The sequence below is a fragment of the Niallia sp. Kr1 genome, from assembly GCF_050389805.1.
Classification (GTDB): domain Bacteria; phylum Bacillota; class Bacilli; order Bacillales; family Cytobacillaceae; genus Bacillus_BD.
Genome location: NZ_CP130945.1, coordinates 4,623,828 through 4,643,661, shown reverse-complemented (window position 1 = coordinate 4,643,661; position 19,834 = coordinate 4,623,828). Strand labels below are relative to the sequence as shown.

Genomic DNA, 19,834 nt, shown 5'->3' with positions numbered 1-19,834 from the left:
TCTCCCTAAATCTATTATTTTATTAAAATTAAATCTATATAAATACTAGGAAATGAGTCGCAGGGAAGGTCCCCTGACTCATTTGTGACTCACGTTGATAGCAAGCTGGGTAAAGTAGTTGGCTGCTACGATTAGGGCGTTTTCGTCTAATGTGAAAGCAGGGTGATGCCATTCTTTTGGACCGTCTACCCCCATCCAGACGAAAAATCCAGGGATTTTCGTTAAATAATGAGCGAAGTCTTCTCCTGCAGGACTTTGCTCAGCTTCCACAACTTCGTAACCAAGCTCAACCGCCGTTTCGGCTGCCACCTTTTTAAATTCTGGAGTGTTTTCCAATACCGGCATGTAAGGATACCAACGAAATTCTGCTTTAGCCCCAAAGGATTGAGCAATTCCTTCGGCTGTGCGCTTCATTAATTCGGGAATCGCTTCACGAGCTTTTTTTTGAAACGTTCTGACCGTTCCCTCAAGCTCTGCCTTTTCAGGAATGACGTTCCATGTATTTCCTGAAGTCATCCTTGTCACACTGATGACCGCATTATGAAACGAGCTTAAATTCCGGCTAACGATGGACTGTAATGCCGTAACGATTTGACTGGAAATGACAATCGGATCAATGCTGTTATTGGGAATTCCAGCGTGACCGCCAACACCTGTTACTTCAATTTCAAACCGATCCACACTAGCCATTAGAGAGCCTTCGCGTACGCCGATCGTTCCAACAGGTAGTTCAGGCTTATTATGCATCCCGAAAATCGCCTCGACTCCATCCAATACACCCGCCTTTTCGATGAAAGTGGCGCCTTGTGCAATTTCCTCTGCTGGTTGAAAAATAATACGGACGTTCCCTTTTACTTCGTTCTTTCGTTTTTGTAAAAGAATTGCGGCACCAATCATAGAAGCGGTGTGAAAATCATGCCCGCATGCATGCATCACTCCATCGTTTTTCGATGAAAAGGGCAATCCTGTGTTCTCTTGAATCGGCAAGGCATCAATATCCGCTCTCAAGGCAATCGTAGGACCGGGTTGCGCTCCGGCAATCTCTGCAACTACTCCGATTTCCAATGGAAATTCTAATATCGTAATTCCAGCCTCTTGGAGCCAGCGTCTAATTCTATCCGTTGTTTTGTATTCCTTCATGGAGAGTTCAGGATGTTCGTGCAGTTCTCTTCGATAATCTACTAGTTTCTTTAATAGTAAATCTTGCTCATCTACCATTTTTCAACCCCTCCTTCTATTCTGAAAGGGGCAGTTCTTGTTGTTTTTCTCTTATCGGTTTAGGACAAGATTTCACTCAATGAAACAAACAGAACCGTCCCCATGTTTCATGTTCCTGAAGCATCTCGGTTCTTTATGATGGCTTCAAAATCAGTGGTATCGCCAAAACCAGGCGTCTGATACAAGTCTCGAGCATATCCCCATAAATTTGGAAAATCGATCAGCCGATTGCGATTGGCTTTATGCTTTGTGTAATAGACAAGATCAAAACGGGCTAAGGTAACATAAAGCCGTACATCAGAATCGGTAATACTATCCCCAAATAAGTAGCGCTGTGAAGATAGGCGCTGTTCCAGTTCATCCAATCTGGCAAATAAAGCATGATACGCTGTTTTGTACTCTTCTTGGGACTCAGCGGAACTGCATTTATAGACACCTTTATTAATATCGCGGTGAATGATCTCGTTCAGCTTATCAATATCGCTTCGCAAAGGTTCAGGGTATAAATCTGGCGCACCCTTTTTATGAAAAGGAGCCCAGACCGTTTCCAAGTAGGGTGGGTAATGCAGAAAAATCATTGTTTACAACCTTTTTGGTTTCGATGTCTACAAGAGCTGGAACCGTAGCCTTTCCTGTAAATTCAGGATCGCTGTTAAAATAAACCGCACTTAAATAGCGAATTCCTAAAACGGGATCGACACCATGTTCATCAAGTGAAAACTCCCATCCTTGTTCAGAGCGAATCGGATTGACACTTCCAAGGCTAATCACATCCTCTAATCCAAGAAGCTTGCGAACAATGACCGACCGATGTGCCCAAGGGCAATGTGGGGACCATATTAACCGATACCTACCTGGTTCAACTGGCAGATCTCCTGGATGATCACCAAACGGAGTCGTAAATCGATTCTTTTGATGCTGATTCTGTGACATAGAATAAAACCAACCAATCTATAACTCTACCAATTCCGAGTTAGTTTATATAATTAATTATTTTACTGTTATTAATCTGGCTATGTCAATATGTGAAAGAGGATTCGTGGAGTGAGAGAGGGGGAGGGAAGAAAGTCTGACTCCTCTAAATAAACGTTTGATTAAAGTATGTGTTCGTGAATCCTTTCAATAATAACGCTTAGATTCCTCATTTATTAGAATGTTTAAGAGACAGGGGGAGACGTCCCCTGATACATTATAGGTTATAAGTATGAGTTAAGGGACCCGTCCCTCTGACTCAACTGTCCCGGAAATATTAAAAAAATGAAGGAAATAGTGTCTGATTTTGCTGAAAAGGATAGCAAAATTGAAAAATTGGAAATAAATAATTAAAAACTAGTGAAAAATAACTAGTTCTATAGTTATAATAGTAATGATTTTCCAAAACAGGAAATTACGGGAAATGACTAATTTAAGGAGGTTAGTAGTGTTGAAGAACAGAAAATGGCTAAATATCGTTCTGATTATGACGATGATTTTCTCATTCTTTAGTCCGATCGCATCAGCACAAGGGTCGCAATTGGCATCTTGGATTCTGGATTTAAAAGATCCAGTCTATCAAGATGGTCAAGTGACTCTGACATGGAGCGCACTTCTAGATCAAACTACGGACAAAGAACAAGAAACGTATTCAGTCATTAAGAATGATGAAGAAATTCAAGTGGAGGCCAAATTGGTATCTTCACAAATTAACGAAGAAAATCAATTGGTCGTTCGCACATACGAGTACATAGACTCGAATGTTGAGAAGAACCAGAAGTATGAATACCAGATAAAAGGGAAAGTAGGTGAAAAAGAACTTCAAAGTACGGTGAAAATCGTGTCTACGAATGACGCAACCGCGGAAACTACTAATGAGCCCGATGCAGTTCCAAACGAAACGGAAAAGGAAATAACGGTACAAGATTCAAATCAATCTTCTGAAGAAGTGGTACAACCAAACGAAGACGCTACCACGCAACCAGATGACGAACTTGTAGAAGAAGACACTGCAACACAACCTGACCAGAGTGTTGAAGAAGAAATAACAACACCCGTTTCAGAAGAAAAAGATAGCGAGTCTAATTCAAATGAAGCTCCTGAAAAGCTTACCCCTGAATCACTACAAGAAGCGGAGCTATCAGCAAATGCTGAATCTGACGAAATCGTTACGTTTGAAGACGAAAATTTAGAAGCGATCATTCGCGAGTATTTAGAAAATGTCGACCAGCCTATTACGAAAACGGAAATGGCTGAAGAATTACACTACCTAGAAATCGATAATCGATATGGTGATATTACGAGTTTAGCTGGTTTAGAGTATGCGATAAACGTAGAAAGTCTATATATTATTAATATCTCAGCAACCAACTTAGACGTAGTCGGTCATCTGCAAAATATTCTCGATATCTCATTAATTGATTTAGAGGCAACAAGCTATGATTTTCTATTAGATCTTCCTTTTTTATTTAGTGTAGAATTCAGCAATCTAAACTTAAGTGACTCTACAGTAATGGAACAATTAATTGCAAAGGGAGTCCATGTATACGGTTCAGGAGAATATGAGGAATATATTCATCTAAGCGATGACAGTATAACGGAATCTTCCATCACTTTATCTTTTAATTACAACGGTCCACAAACGGTACAAAACTTTCATTTGTATATGGACGGAGAATTAATCGCGATAATCGATGGAAATGAGTATGAATATAAAGTATCCGGTCTCCAACCACTTACGGAGTATTCTTTTAAAATTGAAGCAGTTCTTGAAAATGAAGAGACCATCTCAGACGAACTCACTTTAGAAACAAAAGATGTGCCGACTGGAGCACCGGTTGAATTCGCTGATTCAAATCTCGAACAGGCGATTAAAAACCAATTGGGTCTCGATCGTGAAATATACGAAAGTGATATGGAAAATCTAACATATCTGTATGCAGTGAATAATGGGATTCAATCCTTAGAGGGAATACAGTATGCTAAAAACTTAAGTACTCTCTATATTTATGGAAATGAAATCTCTGACATATCGATTTTAAAAGAATTAACGGCATTAGAATCACTGGATATTTCGGAAAACCCGATTAAAGATTTTTCAGCTTTATCCCAGTTAACAAAAATGAGGGATCTCGATTTATCGTATTTACAAATTAACGATTTAAGTTTTCTGAAAGACTACAATGAATTAGTTTCTGTAACTTTATATGGGCAGCCATTATTACTAGATAATCCAGAAAACCAAGCCATCATTACGGAGTTAGAAACCCGTGGTGTGGACGTATATTATGATCCAAATGAAGATTATAATATGTACGCGTACACTAACTTTGTAAATGAATCAGCCATCGGAATTTCGTGGGATTACTATTATCAAGAAAACGGATATGCCATTTTACCGGATCAATTAACGTTAACAGTAAACGGTGAAGAAAAAACCATTGACCGTACATCAACATCAACCGTACTGGACAATTTACAACCCGAAACAGACTATTCGATTGTTTTAAAAGCTTATGAGAACAATGTCCTGGTAGGGAGAGCCACCGTTAATGAGAAAACGCTCAAACTTCCAGAAGGCGAAAAGGTTGACTTTGAAGATAAAAATCTAGAACAAGCGATTAAAGATCAATTTGGTCTAGAGCGAGATCTTCAAACAAGCGATATGCAGAATCTTGAACATTTATACTTGTATGCAACAGAAGTTTCTAGTCTTTCTGGTTTAGAGGGGGCAACCAATTTAAAAAGCCTTTATTTAGGTTGGAATGAGATTAAAGATCTTTCCCCTATTGCAAACTTGACATCATTGCAATATTTAGATATCGGATCGAATCCGGTTAAAGACTTTTTACCTTTAAAATCATTAGCAAACTTAGAAGGTCTATCTATTTCGCAAACAGAAGTGGACGATACAAGTTTTATTAACGAATTAACCAATTTAACTGATTTATCAATCATAAATGCAGGTTTAAAGGAAATCCCAGACCTATCCAATCTGACAAAGTTGGAGCGCTTGGATCTGAGAGATAATGAGATATCAGGCTCATTAGATTTAAGTCATCTTACGAATTTATATAGTCTAGACCTTTCTTTTAACAATCTAGAGGAAATGCCTAATCTGTCAGGCTTAACCAAATTATATAATCTTAGTCTATATCACAATCAACTCTCTAATCTGAATGGACTAGCGAATCTATCAAATCTAGAATTCTTATATGTGAGCCAAAATCCGCTAACTGACTTTTCAGGGTTAAACGGATTAACATTACGTGAATTGGATATCTCTAATACAAATATCACCAATTTAGACGATATAAATTCACAGACAGAGCTTGAAACGTTACACATAAGCGGAAATAATATTGACGATTTTAGTTTGTTAACGAATTTTCCTAAACTCACTAGCTTATTCCTTTATGATACAAACATTACCGAAATTAGTGTTTTACTAGATTTACCGCAATTAAACATGGTGAATTTGTATCCGAACGAAAATCTTGATCTATCAAAAGGATCGGAGAATAAATCCGTTATTGAGCAATTGGAGGAAAAGGGTGTAAAAGTATATTACGGGCAAAATGAAGGTTACTTATATCCTGAATCAACTGAGTACGGTGACGATGAAGTTACAGTTTCTTGGAGTTATGAAGGAAATGCCGAGATCACTGAATTCAGAATCTATTTAGATGGAGAATTGATAGATAGCATTGATCCATCCCAAAGATCATACAGATTCCAAGGTCTAACTTCTGGTGGGAATATCCCATATACCGTAGAAGCATGGAATGAAGATTATCTTGTTGCAGACTTATACGGGAATCTCTGGTTGCCGGAAGATCTAAGTGTGTATAACGTATACAGTACGACCGATTCTCTTGAGATTTATTGGGATTATTTTGGAAACGAAGAAGTAGCAGAGTACAAAATTTATGTAAATCAACAAGAAGTAGGAACAACGAAGGAAACGTACTTTTATATTGGTGATCTTAATTCACTTACTTGGTATGAGATCACAATTGAGGCCGTAAATGCAGAAGGTGAAAGTATTACCAGCACAACATTGGATACTGTAACCTCTAGTAATGGTCAACTCTATGTCAATGATTATAGAATAACGCAAAATTCCATAGAACTCTTCTGGGAGTATGAAGGAGTAAGAATTGATAGTTTCCAATTATTGATCGATGGTAATCTAGTTGATACAGTAGGTGCGGATGCGAATTCTTATGCGTTTACTGGATTAGAACCAGAAACAGAGTATGGAATTGAGATTGTTGCGCTTATGGATGATGAGCTGTACGCATCTACTTATCACTATATTGCAACAGACAGTGAGCCAGTTGGAGAAGCCGTCTCATTTGTTGATGGAAGTCTTGAAAAAGCCATTCGAGACCAACTTCATATTTCTGGGCGAGACATCACGACAGGAGATATGAAAAAAATCACTGATCTATATGCGAATGAGTACGGGATTAAAGATTTATCAGGGATTGAATATGCCGTAAATCTTGATACGCTATATGTAGGTTATAACGACATCACGGATCTTTCACCGTTAGCAAATCTAACAAATCTAGAATATCTATCTTTATGGGATAATAAAATCAATGACATTACTCATCTATCCAATTTAACGAATTTAGTTTATTTGGATCTAGATGATAATCAAATTGAAGATCTATCACCATTAAGTGAACTAGATTCTCTTGCAACCCTATTTCTCTCTGGAAATCCAATTACGGATATTTCAGTACTTACAGAATTAACAAATCTAAACAGTGTGGACGTGTATGATATTGACATTGATTTTGCTACAAACGAAGAAGCGAAACAAATACTTCAGACTTTAAAGCAAAATGGCGTTTACGTTTATTACAAGGGTTCAGAGCCTTTATTATTTGTTGAAGAAACGACAAGTGATTCAGTAAAACTTTATTGGTATTCTGACATTCCAACAGAAGAAATCGAAAAGGCTGAGATTTACGTCAATGGAGAGTCCTATGGTGTGATCCAGGATCTCGATAATCCATATTATATGGTAGAAGATCTACAAGCGAATTCAGGATACTTTATCGAATTAGTGATCACGGATATTTATGGTTTAGACTATTGGACAGTCGTGGATGCTCAAACAGACGCGGATCCAGAACAAATGGTGAATGTTCAATTCAAAGCAGTTGGATCAGATGAAAATGTCTTAAAGAACTTTAATTACAGCCTTGAAGGAACTGAAGAAAATAGCCAGTATTATCGCTATGGTCATACGAATGAAGAGGGTTTATTTGTAGAATGGAGCGGATCGAACCCGAACATCAGTATCCCAATAGGAACCTATGCCATTACTGTGTTTGGTCAAGGTGGATATGAAAGTTATTACGAGGAAATCGAAATTACGAAAGATGATGACGGTAACACAATTGAAATCGTCTTAAATGAATTTGAGGACGTTGCAACAGATGTATCCTTCGAGGTGTCTAACACTGAGGGAGAGCCGATAACAAAGGTTGAATCCATCTATCTATACAGCAATGCAGTTAGCAGAATGACAAACTATTATGATGGTTATTACTATCAGTATCAGCTTGAAAATGGTGAAGGAACGTATGTCATTCCGAATGTTGTTATGGGGGATGATTATTATCTTGAGGTGCGTGCTGACGGATATAAACCGTACATCCTCAATAGAGCAACCATTAAAGAGGATAGCGCCTTCGGGATTACTTTAGAACAGGGCGCTAGAGTAACCGGTACCCTGACAACAACGGACGGTAGCAGTCTAGCAGGGGCAAGCTATTACATTTATGGTCAAACTAGCTATGCCTATGGAGAGATTGATCAGTCGGGTAAAATCAACATTGGTGGATTAGAAGAGGAAAACTTGACCTTATCGATTAGTTTCGCTTCATATCAAACCATCACAAAAGAAATTCGTAAATCTGATTTTACGGATGGAGTGGTCGATTTAGGGGGGCTGCAATTTGTTCAAGCCTCATCGATTGAAGGTACTGTCTTTAAACCAGACTTATCAAAAGCCTATCGGGCAAGTATTTATTTGACAAAAGAAGGCGATCGTTGGTCTTCCTTCTGGGCACAAACCGACGCCAATGGAAATTTCATGATTCATGGAATGGAGCCTGGATCTTATACCTTAGAGGTAGAAGGATATAATCTACCAAGTTATGAAAAAGAAATACAGGTTTCAGAAGGGCTAAATCGTGTTGAAGATATTTTACTAGAATACGATACTTCAGGCGCTTTCTCAGGTGAAGGAAACTCGATTAGTACAGCTAAGAATTCTGCGACTCCTGGTGAAGAAGTAGAATATCGGATTAATTATCAAAACAATAGCCAATCACCACAAGAATTGACCGTAGAATTGAATGTACCAGAACTTCTTGATTTTAATTCTCAATCTATTTTAGTGAATGGAAATAAATTAGGAGATCATCAATATGAAGATGGTCAAATTCATTTAGGTGAAGTAGGCGCAGGTAAAAAAGGAAACATTTCCTTTAAAGCTACTGTATCGAATGAAGCACAGGAAAGCATTGTAGCATCCGCAACATTTATAACAGAATCGGAAGAAGTAACATATTCGATTTCTCTTAGTGTGTTATTTGCAACCCTACAAGCTCCTGAAAAAACAGCAAGCGATAAAATCAAGGTATATGGAAAAGCAAAACCTGGTTCAATCGTGAAAGTCTATGCTGGAGAAACGTTATTAGCGGAAACTGTAGCAAAAGGGAATCTATGGTATGCAGATGTAAAATTACCAGTGGTTTCACAAGAAAATAGTGTATTTAATTTAGTGGCAAAAGTAGAAGATGAAACGAAATCTGTTTTCTCAAATTCAGTGAATGTCTCCTATGAGCCAAATATTCCATCAGTTAAGGATGTAACGGTATCAGCGGGCTGGAACTCAAATATTAAATTGAATCCATACGCTGGCATCGTCAAAGCAGCTATTACCGAATTTACACCAATGGACATTGATGTACAATTTGATCAAGAAATTGACGAGGCTGCGATTCATTTCCTTGGTGAAAAATATGCATTAGAGAACACAGGGGATTCTTCTTATAAGGTCTATATTCCAGGAGATTGGAGCTCTTACGGTGTTCAATTAATGGAGATTTCCTTTAAAAAGGGAGAAACAGAAATTACGCTTCCATTAATGGAGGTCATCGTGTTAATTGACCCATCAGGATATGTATTTGAAGGTAGTATGGACAAGCGTCTACCGGGTGTAACAGCTGTTGTGGAGGAATATGGAAATAGCAAATGGATTCCATGGGACGCTGAATTCTTTGGGCAAATTAATCCGCAAGTTACAGATTCAGATGGTCGATACGGTTGGGATGTTATTCAAGGTGATTGGCGAGTGATCTTTACAAAAGAGGGCTATGAATCTTATACAAGCCGAATCGTTACCGTACCACCGGCGGAAACGCAGTTGAATATTCCGCTTGTTCGCAGCTACGGTCCGATGATTAAAGGAGTAACAGCCGTTTCAGAGGAGCAAACATATAACTCAAAAGCGATTGCTTTAGACAGCTCTTTCCAAATTAAATTTGACCGCTTGATGGATATCGATCAAGCAAATGCTGGAATCAAACTTATCAATGTTTCAGATGATTCCGCAGTATCAGGTGTTGTGACAGCGGATAAGGTTTACAACGGCTATAAAATGAAGGCTGGACAACCTGGATTCTATGAGGAGGATCGGAGTAAGCAGTTGGCTGAATCGTTTACATTTAAGCCAGATGAGTTACTAGATCCAGAAACAAACTACAAGATCGTTATTGGCAAAGATGTTGTTGATTATGATGAGAAGTCATTAGGAACTGAACAATTATTTGAGTTCATGACCGTTAAAGAAGAGCCAGTCGAAAACGAAGGTGAAGAGCCAGTCGAAAACGAAGGTGAAGAACCAGTCGAAAACGAAGGTGAAGAACCAGTCGAAAACGAAGGTGAAGAACCAGTCGAAAACGAAGGTGAAGAACCAGTCGAAAACGAAGGTGAAGAGCCAGTCGAAAACGAAGGTGAAGAGCCAGTCGAAAACGAAGGTGAAGAACCAGTCGAAAACGAAGGTGAAGAACCAGTCGAAAACGAAGGTGAAGAACCAGTCGAAAACGAAGGTGAAGAGCCAGTCGGAAACGAAGGCGAAGAACCAGTCAAAAACGAAGGCGAAGAGCCAGTCGAAAACGAAGGTGAAGAACCAGTCGGAAACGAAGGCGAAGAACCGGTCGAAAACGAAGGCGAAGAGCCAGTCAAAAACGAAGGTGAAAAGCAAGTAGATAACGAGGGTAAAGCCCCAGTAGATAACAAAGGAGAAAAACCGGGCAATAGCAAAGGAGAAACTCCAACTGTTAACAATGGTAAAACGATCTCCTTCCCAATTACAAAGGGTCAGATTAATGGTGGACAGAATCACCTTAAAGTTACTCTAGACCCATTAAGCGTCGAAGTTCTATTACCATTAGATATTCTTCCTAAAGATCAGGGAGTTACATTGATCGTTACGAAGAAGTCTTATAAGGGTGCGATTGGACCGGTATTAGATTTTACGCTTAAACGAGAAGATGGAAGTCTAATTACAGACTTTGGAAAAACACCAGTTACGTTAAAAATCTTAGTGAATCCAAAAAATGTAAAAGATTGGGAAAATGTAGTGGTATATTATATTGGTGAAGATGGCAAGAAACCAGAACCTGCTATTTATCCGAAGCAATATGATGCAGAAGCAGGTTATATCTTAGTCGATGTTACCCACTTCAGTACGTATGGTGTATTTGAAATCGCTGATGAAGGAAGTAGCAAAACTCCGTCAGTAGATAAAAAGTCTAAGGATCAAGATGAAAAGTCTAACGAACAAGTTACAAGATCTAATGATCAATCAGATAGTAAAAAGCAAGATTCAAAAAATAAACTTCCAAATACAGCAACAAATATGTATATGTGGATGTTAACTGGGTTACTTCTTGTTGCGGCAGGTAGTATACTTATGTTAGTCAAAATGATGAGAAAGAAAGCTTAATAATGAAAGATGGGGCTGACCACCAAATGAAATCGAAAAGATGGACAGCCCCCATCTTTTCCCTACTTATTCTGAAATTAGGTAGGAAATAAGAAGATTGAAGTGCTGGAGGACAAGGTATGAGCAAGAAAAAACTTTTAATGGTGAGTATAATTGCAATCGGATTACTTTCTGGATGTAATCAATCAGAAGAACTGGTAAAAGAAAAGGATGCGAAAATTTCACAATTAGAGCAGAAAATCAAAGAATTAGAAATAGAAAATAGTGAACTAAAAATGGAAAATGCACAAACATCAAAAAAATTACAAACGCTTTTAAAAGAAAGAGGAAAATCAAGTCAATAGATAATGAGACATGCACATTATACGGATGGATCTTCTATTAACATGGAAAATTCAACGTAATGTGCTATTTTTTTTGTAATGACATAAGAAATAGATGCAAATTAATGTGGTTTTTTAAATTTTATTGTTTTTTTGGGATAAAATATATAGTAAATGTTCCGCGAACCCAGAAAAGTACTGTTTTATAGAATTTATAGGGTATGTAATGGTAGTGCAGCATCATTCAAAATTAATTGTGATCTATAGTTTCATGTCAGATATCTGTGTAATCCATTTACCAATAAAAATTGCCCAGCAGTTTATTCTCTGTAAAATTCCTTGGATTTAAAACTTGGAATTTCCCTGAAATTCTTAACACTTTACTATTCTAACAACAATTTTATGGTCTCCGTAATATCATTGACCGTTTTTTTTTATTTAATTAATAAAATACTTGTTATTTTCTACAAATGTTTTTAAAATAACTTCCAATTTTAAGGAGAACTTTACAAAAGAAACCTAACTGTAATAGTATCTACATAAAGTGTGTGGCAAATAAGGTTGCGAATAAACAAGAATTTGTCACCTAGACGATATTGAATTGCATACTATTTTATCATAAAATAATATGAGTACAAATTAGACCATACTATTTATAGTAATAATGGACTAGTTAAGATGTGGGTTTAAACCTCTTGTTATGAAATTTCAATACCATAAGTTTCTCCTCACTTGTAGGCGAAAAGTTATATAACTAAAAGAAATTAATTTGAGTTAAAACATTATAAATGATTATTGTATGTTTACTTTTATTAAAAGTTTGATAGTATTTGAAATTATCGTAAGTAAAAGGAGTAAAATAAGGGAGTACATTAGATGAAATTCTCTGTCTTAATGTCAGTTTATGCTGGAGATATAAAAGAGCATTTTGAAAAGGCTCTAGAAAGTGTAATACATCAGACTTTAAAACCAAATGAAATTATAATAATTGTAGATGGAATTATTGAACATAGAATACAAAATATGTTAAATGAATATAAAAAAAAGTATCCTCAATTAATAAAGATTTTTCATTTCAAAGTTAATGTTGGTCTTGGAGAAGCAATGAATAGGGGAATTAAGTATTGTAAACATAATGTAATTGCACGAATGGATTCGGATGATATAGCTAGGGAGAAGAGATTCGAAAAACAAATTAATTATTTGAGGGAAAATCCTGAGGTTGATATCGTTGGATCCTATATCTCTGAGTTTATTGATGATCCTTCCTATATTGTTTCTATTCGGAAAGTACCTGTTAACGATCGAGATATAAAAAGGTATGCTAAACGTAGAAGCCCATTTAATCACATGACCGTAATGTTTAAGAAAGAAGCTATATTACGTGCTGGCAATTATCAAAAATTTCCTCTTTTAGAAGATTACTTTTTATGGGTAAGATTATTAAGTAATAAAGTTATTGCGCATAACATTCCAGAATGTTTAGTATACGCAAGGATTGGTAATGGTATGTTTAATCGAAGAGGTGGGAAAAAATATTTTTTAAGTGAACTTAAGCTACAGTTAGTTATGTATAAAATGAGTTTCATCAACCTATTCGAACTATCAACAAACATACTTATCAGGTTAATTTTTAGAATGGTTCCTACTGTATTTCGTGCAAGATTATATAATTGGTTTTTACGTGAACATGTTTGAAGGGTAATAAGAGCAGTATGAGTGTATAATCCTTTTATAGTAGCAGGGGATTTCCTGAAAATGGAAAGCGCTTGTCTCCCTATATATTGTAATAAAAAGTATAGTTAGAAATGATATTATTAATAATATCTATTTATGAAGTCATATTACAAATATAAATTTTTTAAAGGATAAGGAGAACAATAATGAGTAAACCTGTCATCAAAATTGGAGAAAGATTAATTGGAGAGGAATATCAGCCTCTTGTAATTGCTGAGATTGGAATTAATCACGAGGGTAGTTTAGAAGTAGCCAAAGAAATGGTAGATGCAGCATATAAGGCTGGTGCTGAAGTTGTAAAGCATCAAACCCATGTAGTCGAGGATGAAATGAGTAAAGCGGCTAAGGAAGTAATTCCTGGGAATACAGATGTTTCTATTTACGAAGTTATGGAAAGATGCGCATTAAATGAAGAAGATGAAAAAGCATTAAAAGAGTATGTGGAATCCAAAGGAATGATTTTCATAAGTACTCCATTTTCTAGAGCTGCTGCAGAAAGACTAGAGAGACTAGGTGTACAGGCTTATAAAATTGGTTCAGGTGAATGTAATAATTATCCATTAATAGATCTAGTAGCATCATTTGGAAAGCCAATGATTGTTTCGACTGGTATGAATGATATTCCAAGTATTAGAAAAACGGTTGAAATTTTAGAAAAACGCCAAGTTCAGTATGCATTATTACACTGTACTAATATTTACCCTACACCTCCTGAATTAGTAAGGTTAGGCGGTATGCAAGAGCTTCAAAAAGAATTTCCAAATGCGGTGATCGGGTTATCAGATCATACGCTAAATAATAACGCTTGCCTAGCGGCTACTGCCTTAGGGGCTTCTGTGCTAGAAAGACACTTCACTGATAGTAAATCGAGATTTGGTCCTGATATCTTGGTATCAATGGATCCTCAAGATTTAAAAGAGTTAATAGATGGTAGCGCTGAAATTGCGAAAATGAGAGGCGGAAAAAAGGAAGCTGCAAAAGAAGAGCAAGTAACAATTGATTTTGCATTCGCAACAGTTGTAACGACTGCTGATATTAAAAAGGGAGAAATCTTTACTCAAGATAATATTTGGGTAAAAAGACCTGGAATAGGTGAAATTAAAGCGGAAAATTATCATGAATTACTAGGTGAAAAAGCTGCAACTGACCTATCTAATGATGAGCATGTTAGTTGGAAAGATGTTGAATAAATACAGTTGGTTTATGATTAATCTTATTTACTAATGATTATTACCCCGTTCCTGAGAATGGAATGGGGTTTGTTTTTGGTTAATAAATTTCAAAAAAACATACCCATTTTTCCTGTTTTTCCAGTATTTTTGTTTTATTATTTTGTTACTACTAAATTACTAACACTAAAGTATATGTTACAATACTAATTGTAGTTTTTTAAAAAAAGTAATAGTTCTTCTATAAAATTGAAATAAATACTAAAGACCTATTAAATTAGGAGGATTAAGGAACTGAAGAAATGTACTTTATGAAAAAAATAAGAAAAGTATTTAAAAATATGAGTATCATTCTATATAATATTTTACCTGCATTTATATACATTCATATTTTTTATCTGTTTAGTTATATAATAAATGATTTGACCGTTAGAAAAGTTGCTAAAAAGCATAGTTTGAAAAGGCTTAGACAATTTCCGAAAGGCTCTATTGTAAAGAGTGATACTTTATTCATACTTGGGAGTGGAAGCTCGATTTGTGACTTAAATGAGGAACAATGGGAAGTAATAAAAAGTAAGGATAGTTTAGGTCTGAATTTTTGGTTATATCATGATTTTGTGCCTACTTTTTATGTCTATGAGGAATCCCTAGATCCTAACAGGAATAGTCAGTTTTACAACATATTGAACCTAAAGAAGGGTCCTTATAAGAATACTCCTTTTATTGTTAAAGATATTGAGTATAAAGGGATTACATTCAAAAAGGTACCAATAGAACTAAGAAAGAATTTATATCTTTCCACAGAGATGGTTATTTTTGGGGATAAGATTTCTTTTAGTAAATTTTTAATAAAAGGATATAGCTATATCAACTTTATTAATAGGAAAAACCCTAGGGTATTCTTAAAAAAGAGTGGGAGTTTAAGTTATTTATTATTATTAGCGGAGAATTTAGGTTATCAAAATATTGTTCTTTGTGGTATAGACTTGAACAATAGTAACTATTTCTATTATGAGTCGAAGTATAGACATTACTCAATACCAAACAATTATGTAGAGGCCAAACATCATCACCCTACAGATGTAGAGACGAAAAAGAATATCCCGATATCGCATGTTGTGCTCGAAATAAATGAACAAATTTTGAAAAAGCAAGGCATTAATTTATATGTTGGTAGTAAAAACAGTGCTTTATTCCCTAGTTTAAAGTGCTATTTTGATGAAATTTAGCTTAAAAATATATATTGTCAAATTTTAAAATTGCGAAAAATCTAAATAATAATACCCGATATATTAAAGAAAAATGTATAATTTTAACGGTAATAATTTTTAGTTTTAGGGGGATACTAATTTAATGAAAAAGATTGTTTTTCTAACTGGAACAAGAGCGGACTATGGGAAAATTAAATCTCTTATGAAAATGGTTGAAGAGAGCCCAAAATTTGAATTACATGTATTTGTTACGGGGATGCACATGCTTTCTCGATATGGGTCGACATTTAAGGAAGTAGAAAATGATAAGTTTAGAAATATTTATAAATATGTAAATCAAAAGTATGAAAATGGGATGGATATTACCTTAAGTAGTACAATTCATGGGTTTAGTAATTATATATCTGAAGTAAAACCAGATCTAATTGTTGTACATGGTGATAGAGTAGAGGCATTAGCAGGTGCAATTGTTGGGGCACTTAATAATATTAAGGTGGCACATATCGAGGGTGGAGAAGTATCAGGTACAATTGACGAGTCAATAAGGCACGCTATTACAAAGTTTGCTCATATACACTTAGTTGCTAATGAAGAAGCAAAACAGAGAGTTATACAATTGGGGGAGAAGGAAGATTCAGTATTTGTAATTGGATCACCTGATATAGATATTATGTTTTCTCCTACCCTTCCGAATTTAGAAACAACAAAAGATAAATATCAAATAGAATATGAAGACTATGCTATTTTAATGTATCATCCAGTTACAACACAGCTATCAGAACTTAATCAAAATATTAAAAATGTTGTTGACACCGTTATAAATTCAGGTAAAAACTATATTGTTATTTATCCTAATAATGATGAAGGAAGTAATATTATATTAAATGAGTATGAAAGACTTAAAGGTAACCCGCATTTTAAAGTTTTCCCATCAATTAGATTTGAATATTTCTTAACATTATTAAAGTATTCTGAGTTTATGATAGGTAATTCGAGTGCTGGTATCAGAGAAGCGGGTGTATATGGTGTTCCATCAATTGACTTAGGCACTAGACAATCAGGTCGATACAAAATTGAAGTAGGAAGCAGTATACTTCATGCAAAAGAGGATATAACTCAAATAGTTAAGGCGATTTCAAAAGTTACTTTTATGACATTTACTAGCCAATCCCTATTTGGTGAAGGGGATAGCGCTAATAAATTTATGGGAGTATTAAATAATGAGTTAACTTGGGATAATGACTATCAAAAACAATTTATCGAATTAAGCATTTGATAGGAGGATTTATAAATGCATAAAGATAAAAAAATTCTTGCCGTTATTCCAGCAAGAGGTGGAAGCAAAGGAATACCAAATAAAAATATAATTGATATTAACGGCAAACCTCTCATTCAATATTCGATAGATGCTGCTAAAAAATCTAAATATATTGATAGAATAGTTGTTTCAACAGATAGTGTAAAAATAGCGGATATTGCAAAAAAAAGTGGGGCAGATGTTCCGATGTTAAGACCTCCCCATTTAGCGTCTGATCAGGCTAAAACGATCGATGTTCTGACTCACATGGTAGATGAATTACGAAAAGTAGGGGAAGTATATGACTATCTAGTTCTTTTGCAACCAACCCAGCCTTTACGACAAAGTTTCCATATTGATGAAGCTGTTGAATTAATCACAAGCAGAGGTGCTAGGTCACTAGTTAGTATCTCTTTGGTAAATACACATCCAGTACTTATGAGAACTAAAAGTCCTGATGGAACTTTAAAAAATATTTTAACTCTAAATAGTACGATGAGAAGACAGGAGTTTCCAGATTATTATTATGTTAATGGATCCATTTATATAAATATTTTAGATGACTTATTTGATAGTAATACTAGTTTAAACGATAATGAGTTAGGCTATGTTATGGAAAAAAAGTACGATATTGATATAGATGAACCTATTGATTTGGAAATGGCGAAAATTAAATTAGGATATATAAATGATCAGGGTAGTTAATGATTTTTTAAGTTAAGTTCGTTTAATTTTAGAAATACTAAACCATTAACGGTTTAGTATTTTTCATGTAGATAGTAATAATAGATATATAATGGACTAAATTTTAAATGAAGATTAGCAAATATGAATAATTACTTTTCAAGGTATTATTATACAGTTATATAATCTGTTTTGGTTTTGGAAATTAAATCATTATATATTACTTTCAGATCTACAGGGAAGGATGTAGGACAATGAATTTATTTATAGTTTCAAATTTAGGGCAACTGTTTCAAGCGCAAAATGTAATCAAACAATATAAACTCAAAAAAAATGTTATGGTAGTGTTATGGACAAAAAGAAATACTGTTGTAAGGGATAATATTGTTAATAATGTGGATAAGCAATTATTTGATATTGTCGAAACACTTCAGCTTCCTAATTTTCCTAATAAATTAGTAGTAAATAATTTACTTAAGATCCGTAATAGTTACAGAGTTTTAATAGAAAAATACCCTACTACAGATATTTTTGTTTGTAATTTTAATTCTCATTATAATTTTTTATATGATATAGCAAAAGAAAAGGGTATTCAAATTAATTTGTTTGAAGAGGGGTTAAGCACTTATAAATTTAAACTTTTGCTCGATAGAAGTGCACAACAGGATAAACCCAATTTGTTACAGCGAATTAAAAAATCTGTAAGAGTATCCATAAAGGATACCAAAAACACTATTAAAGAAACAGATTTCTATCTTTGGATCCGCTTTTTTATCGCTTTTATTTATAAAAATATATTTAGGCCTGTATATATAATTGTTAAAGGTATTGTAAGAATAATATTAAGTGTTTTACCTGAAAAATATATGGATAAAATAATTAATCTGAAACTACCAAAGCAGATAAGAAGTTTTAAAGGGACTATCCCGAAATTTGATGACGTTTATTTGACTTTTCCAGAACGTGGGAGAGAAATTTTTGAGGCAAACGCATATCATGAACTTAATTTGGACTACGAGTTAACAAATGAAGTTCGAAATATCTTTAAACAGAGTGTTACTTTACAATCAATAAATAAAGAATCTGTAATATTTTTAGATCAGGTATATAATGTACCTCCTGAAATCCATACGGAAGTAATAGTAAATTATCTACATGAAAGGTTTCCAAACAAGAATGTTTTTATTAAGATGCATCCAAGAAGTAAGAAAGAATTAAGAAAATTATTTGAAAAAAAAATAGGGAAGTATAAACATATTCAATTGTTAAATTTAGATGTTGAAGTGCCATTTGAAGCAATTTTATTAGAAAAAGGACCAAGGACGGTTGTAAGTGTCGCATCAACATCTTTAGTATATGCTCCAAAGTTAGTGAAAGAAACTAAAGTAATTAGTTGTGCGAATTATTATTTAAGTAAAATAAACCATTCTGATGTCAAAGATGTTGTATTAGAGGACATTATAATAGATAGAGATACGATAGTTACAATGTGTCAAGTAAAGGTTGAATAAAAATATTTATTAAAATTAATAAATATACTCTTAAATTTAAAAGGATAATAGTGCACACATTAAAGGTAGCAAATTTTAGGAGGATAAAATAAGTAATGGGATTAATTCACAGTTTGCGGGATTTTGGTGTTCATGTTACACTTTCAAATTTAAATAATTGGAGTAAATTTGCAAAAAGTACGGTTACTTTTGAGTCTCCTATTGATTTAAATGGTAAATATACGGTATTTGAAGTTAATAAAATTGGTGGATTTACTTATTTACAAGGCGGTACTTATTACGCAATACAATCAATTGGAAGGTTTTGTTCACTTGCATCTAATTTATATACTGGACCTGTAGAGCACCCAACTACCTTTTTATCTTCAAGTCCAATATTTTATACTAACTCCAACAAAACCAAATGGCCGTCTTCTACAGAATTTAAAGGTTTTATTGAAAGAAATAAGTATCATATCGAAGATACTTATCTTAGAAAAAAGCAGATGTCGAGTGATAAAAATTTTATAACGATTGGAAATGATGTTTGGATTGGTCTAAATGTTACCATTCTTCGTGGTGTGACTATAGGTGATGGAGCAATTGTTGCTAGTGGGGCTGTTGTAACAAAAGATGTACCTCCATATGCTATTGTTGGAGGGGTCCCTGCCAAAATTATAAAATATAGATTTAATA

11 protein-coding genes and 1 pseudogene are annotated in these 19,834 nt (G+C 34.7%); 9 read left to right on the top strand and 3 right to left on the bottom strand.

Going from position 1 to position 19,834, the window contains the following annotated elements; all coding sequences use genetic code 11:
• Positions 1–78: 78 nt before the first annotated feature.
• The 3 genes from Q5760_RS22785 to Q5760_RS22775 all read right to left on the bottom strand — a co-directional run bounded on the left by Q5760_RS22785 (position 79) and on the right by Q5760_RS22775 (position 2,151).
• Positions 79–1,218: a M20 peptidase aminoacylase family protein gene (locus Q5760_RS22785; RefSeq protein WP_428909837.1), complete on the bottom strand. Its 1,140-nt coding sequence runs from the start codon at positions 1,216–1,218 to the stop codon at positions 79–81.
• 107 nt (positions 1,219–1,325) lie between these two features.
• The gene (locus Q5760_RS22780; RefSeq protein ID WP_428909836.1) at positions 1,326–1,796 is read right to left on the bottom strand and encodes a glutathione S-transferase C-terminal domain-containing protein; all 471 of its coding nucleotides are present in this window, start codon (positions 1,794–1,796) and stop codon (positions 1,326–1,328) included.
• Positions 1,741–2,151, bottom strand: a complete 411-nt coding sequence (locus tag Q5760_RS22775) for a hypothetical protein (RefSeq protein ID WP_428909835.1) — start codon at positions 2,149–2,151, stop codon at positions 1,741–1,743. Before Q5760_RS22775 ends, Q5760_RS22780 begins: the two co-directional genes overlap by 56 nt.
• Positions 2,152–2,641: 490 nt before the next feature.
• Between Q5760_RS22775 and Q5760_RS22770 the strand changes: the two genes are divergently transcribed.
• The 9 genes and pseudogenes from Q5760_RS22770 to Q5760_RS22730 all read left to right on the top strand — a co-directional run.
• Positions 2,642–11,227 (top strand): leucine-rich repeat domain-containing protein, encoded by an 8,586-nt coding sequence (locus Q5760_RS22770; RefSeq protein WP_428909834.1) that lies wholly within the window; start codon positions 2,642–2,644, stop codon positions 11,225–11,227.
• Between the two features lie 119 nt (positions 11,228–11,346).
• On the top strand, positions 11,347–11,571 hold the full coding sequence (locus tag Q5760_RS22765; RefSeq protein ID WP_428909833.1) for a hypothetical protein: 225 nt from the start codon (positions 11,347–11,349) through the stop codon (positions 11,569–11,571).
• A gap of 855 nt (positions 11,572–12,426) precedes the next feature.
• Positions 12,427–13,248, top strand: coding sequence for a glycosyltransferase (locus tag Q5760_RS22760; protein WP_428909832.1), 822 nt, complete (start codon positions 12,427–12,429; stop codon positions 13,246–13,248).
• Positions 13,249–13,433: 185 nt separating this feature from the next.
• Positions 13,434–14,477: an N-acetylneuraminate synthase gene (neuB, locus tag Q5760_RS22755; RefSeq protein WP_428909831.1), complete on the top strand. Its 1,044-nt coding sequence runs from the start codon at positions 13,434–13,436 to the stop codon at positions 14,475–14,477.
• Between the two features lie 290 nt (positions 14,478–14,767).
• Positions 14,768–15,685, top strand: coding sequence for a hypothetical protein (locus tag Q5760_RS22750; RefSeq protein WP_428909830.1), 918 nt, complete (start codon positions 14,768–14,770; stop codon positions 15,683–15,685).
• A gap of 124 nt (positions 15,686–15,809) precedes the next feature.
• Positions 15,810–16,943, top strand: a complete 1,134-nt coding sequence (gene neuC, locus Q5760_RS22745) for a UDP-N-acetylglucosamine 2-epimerase (RefSeq protein WP_428909829.1) — start codon at positions 15,810–15,812, stop codon at positions 16,941–16,943.
• A gap of 15 nt (positions 16,944–16,958) precedes the next feature.
• Positions 16,959–17,669 carry a cytidylyltransferase domain-containing protein gene (locus Q5760_RS22740; RefSeq protein ID WP_428909828.1) on the top strand — a complete coding sequence of 237 codons (711 nt, stop codon included), beginning with the start codon at positions 16,959–16,961 and terminating at the stop codon, positions 17,667–17,669.
• 233 nt (positions 17,670–17,902) lie between these two features.
• A complete protein-coding gene (locus Q5760_RS22735; RefSeq protein ID WP_428909827.1) occupies positions 17,903–19,159 on the top strand; it encodes an alpha-2,8-polysialyltransferase family protein in 1,257 nt (418 codons plus the stop codon).
• A gap of 497 nt (positions 19,160–19,656) precedes the next feature.
• Positions 19,657–19,831 (top strand): annotated as a pseudogene (locus Q5760_RS22730) (DapH/DapD/GlmU-related protein); the annotation flags it as partial.
• Positions 19,832–19,834 lie beyond the last annotated feature (3 nt).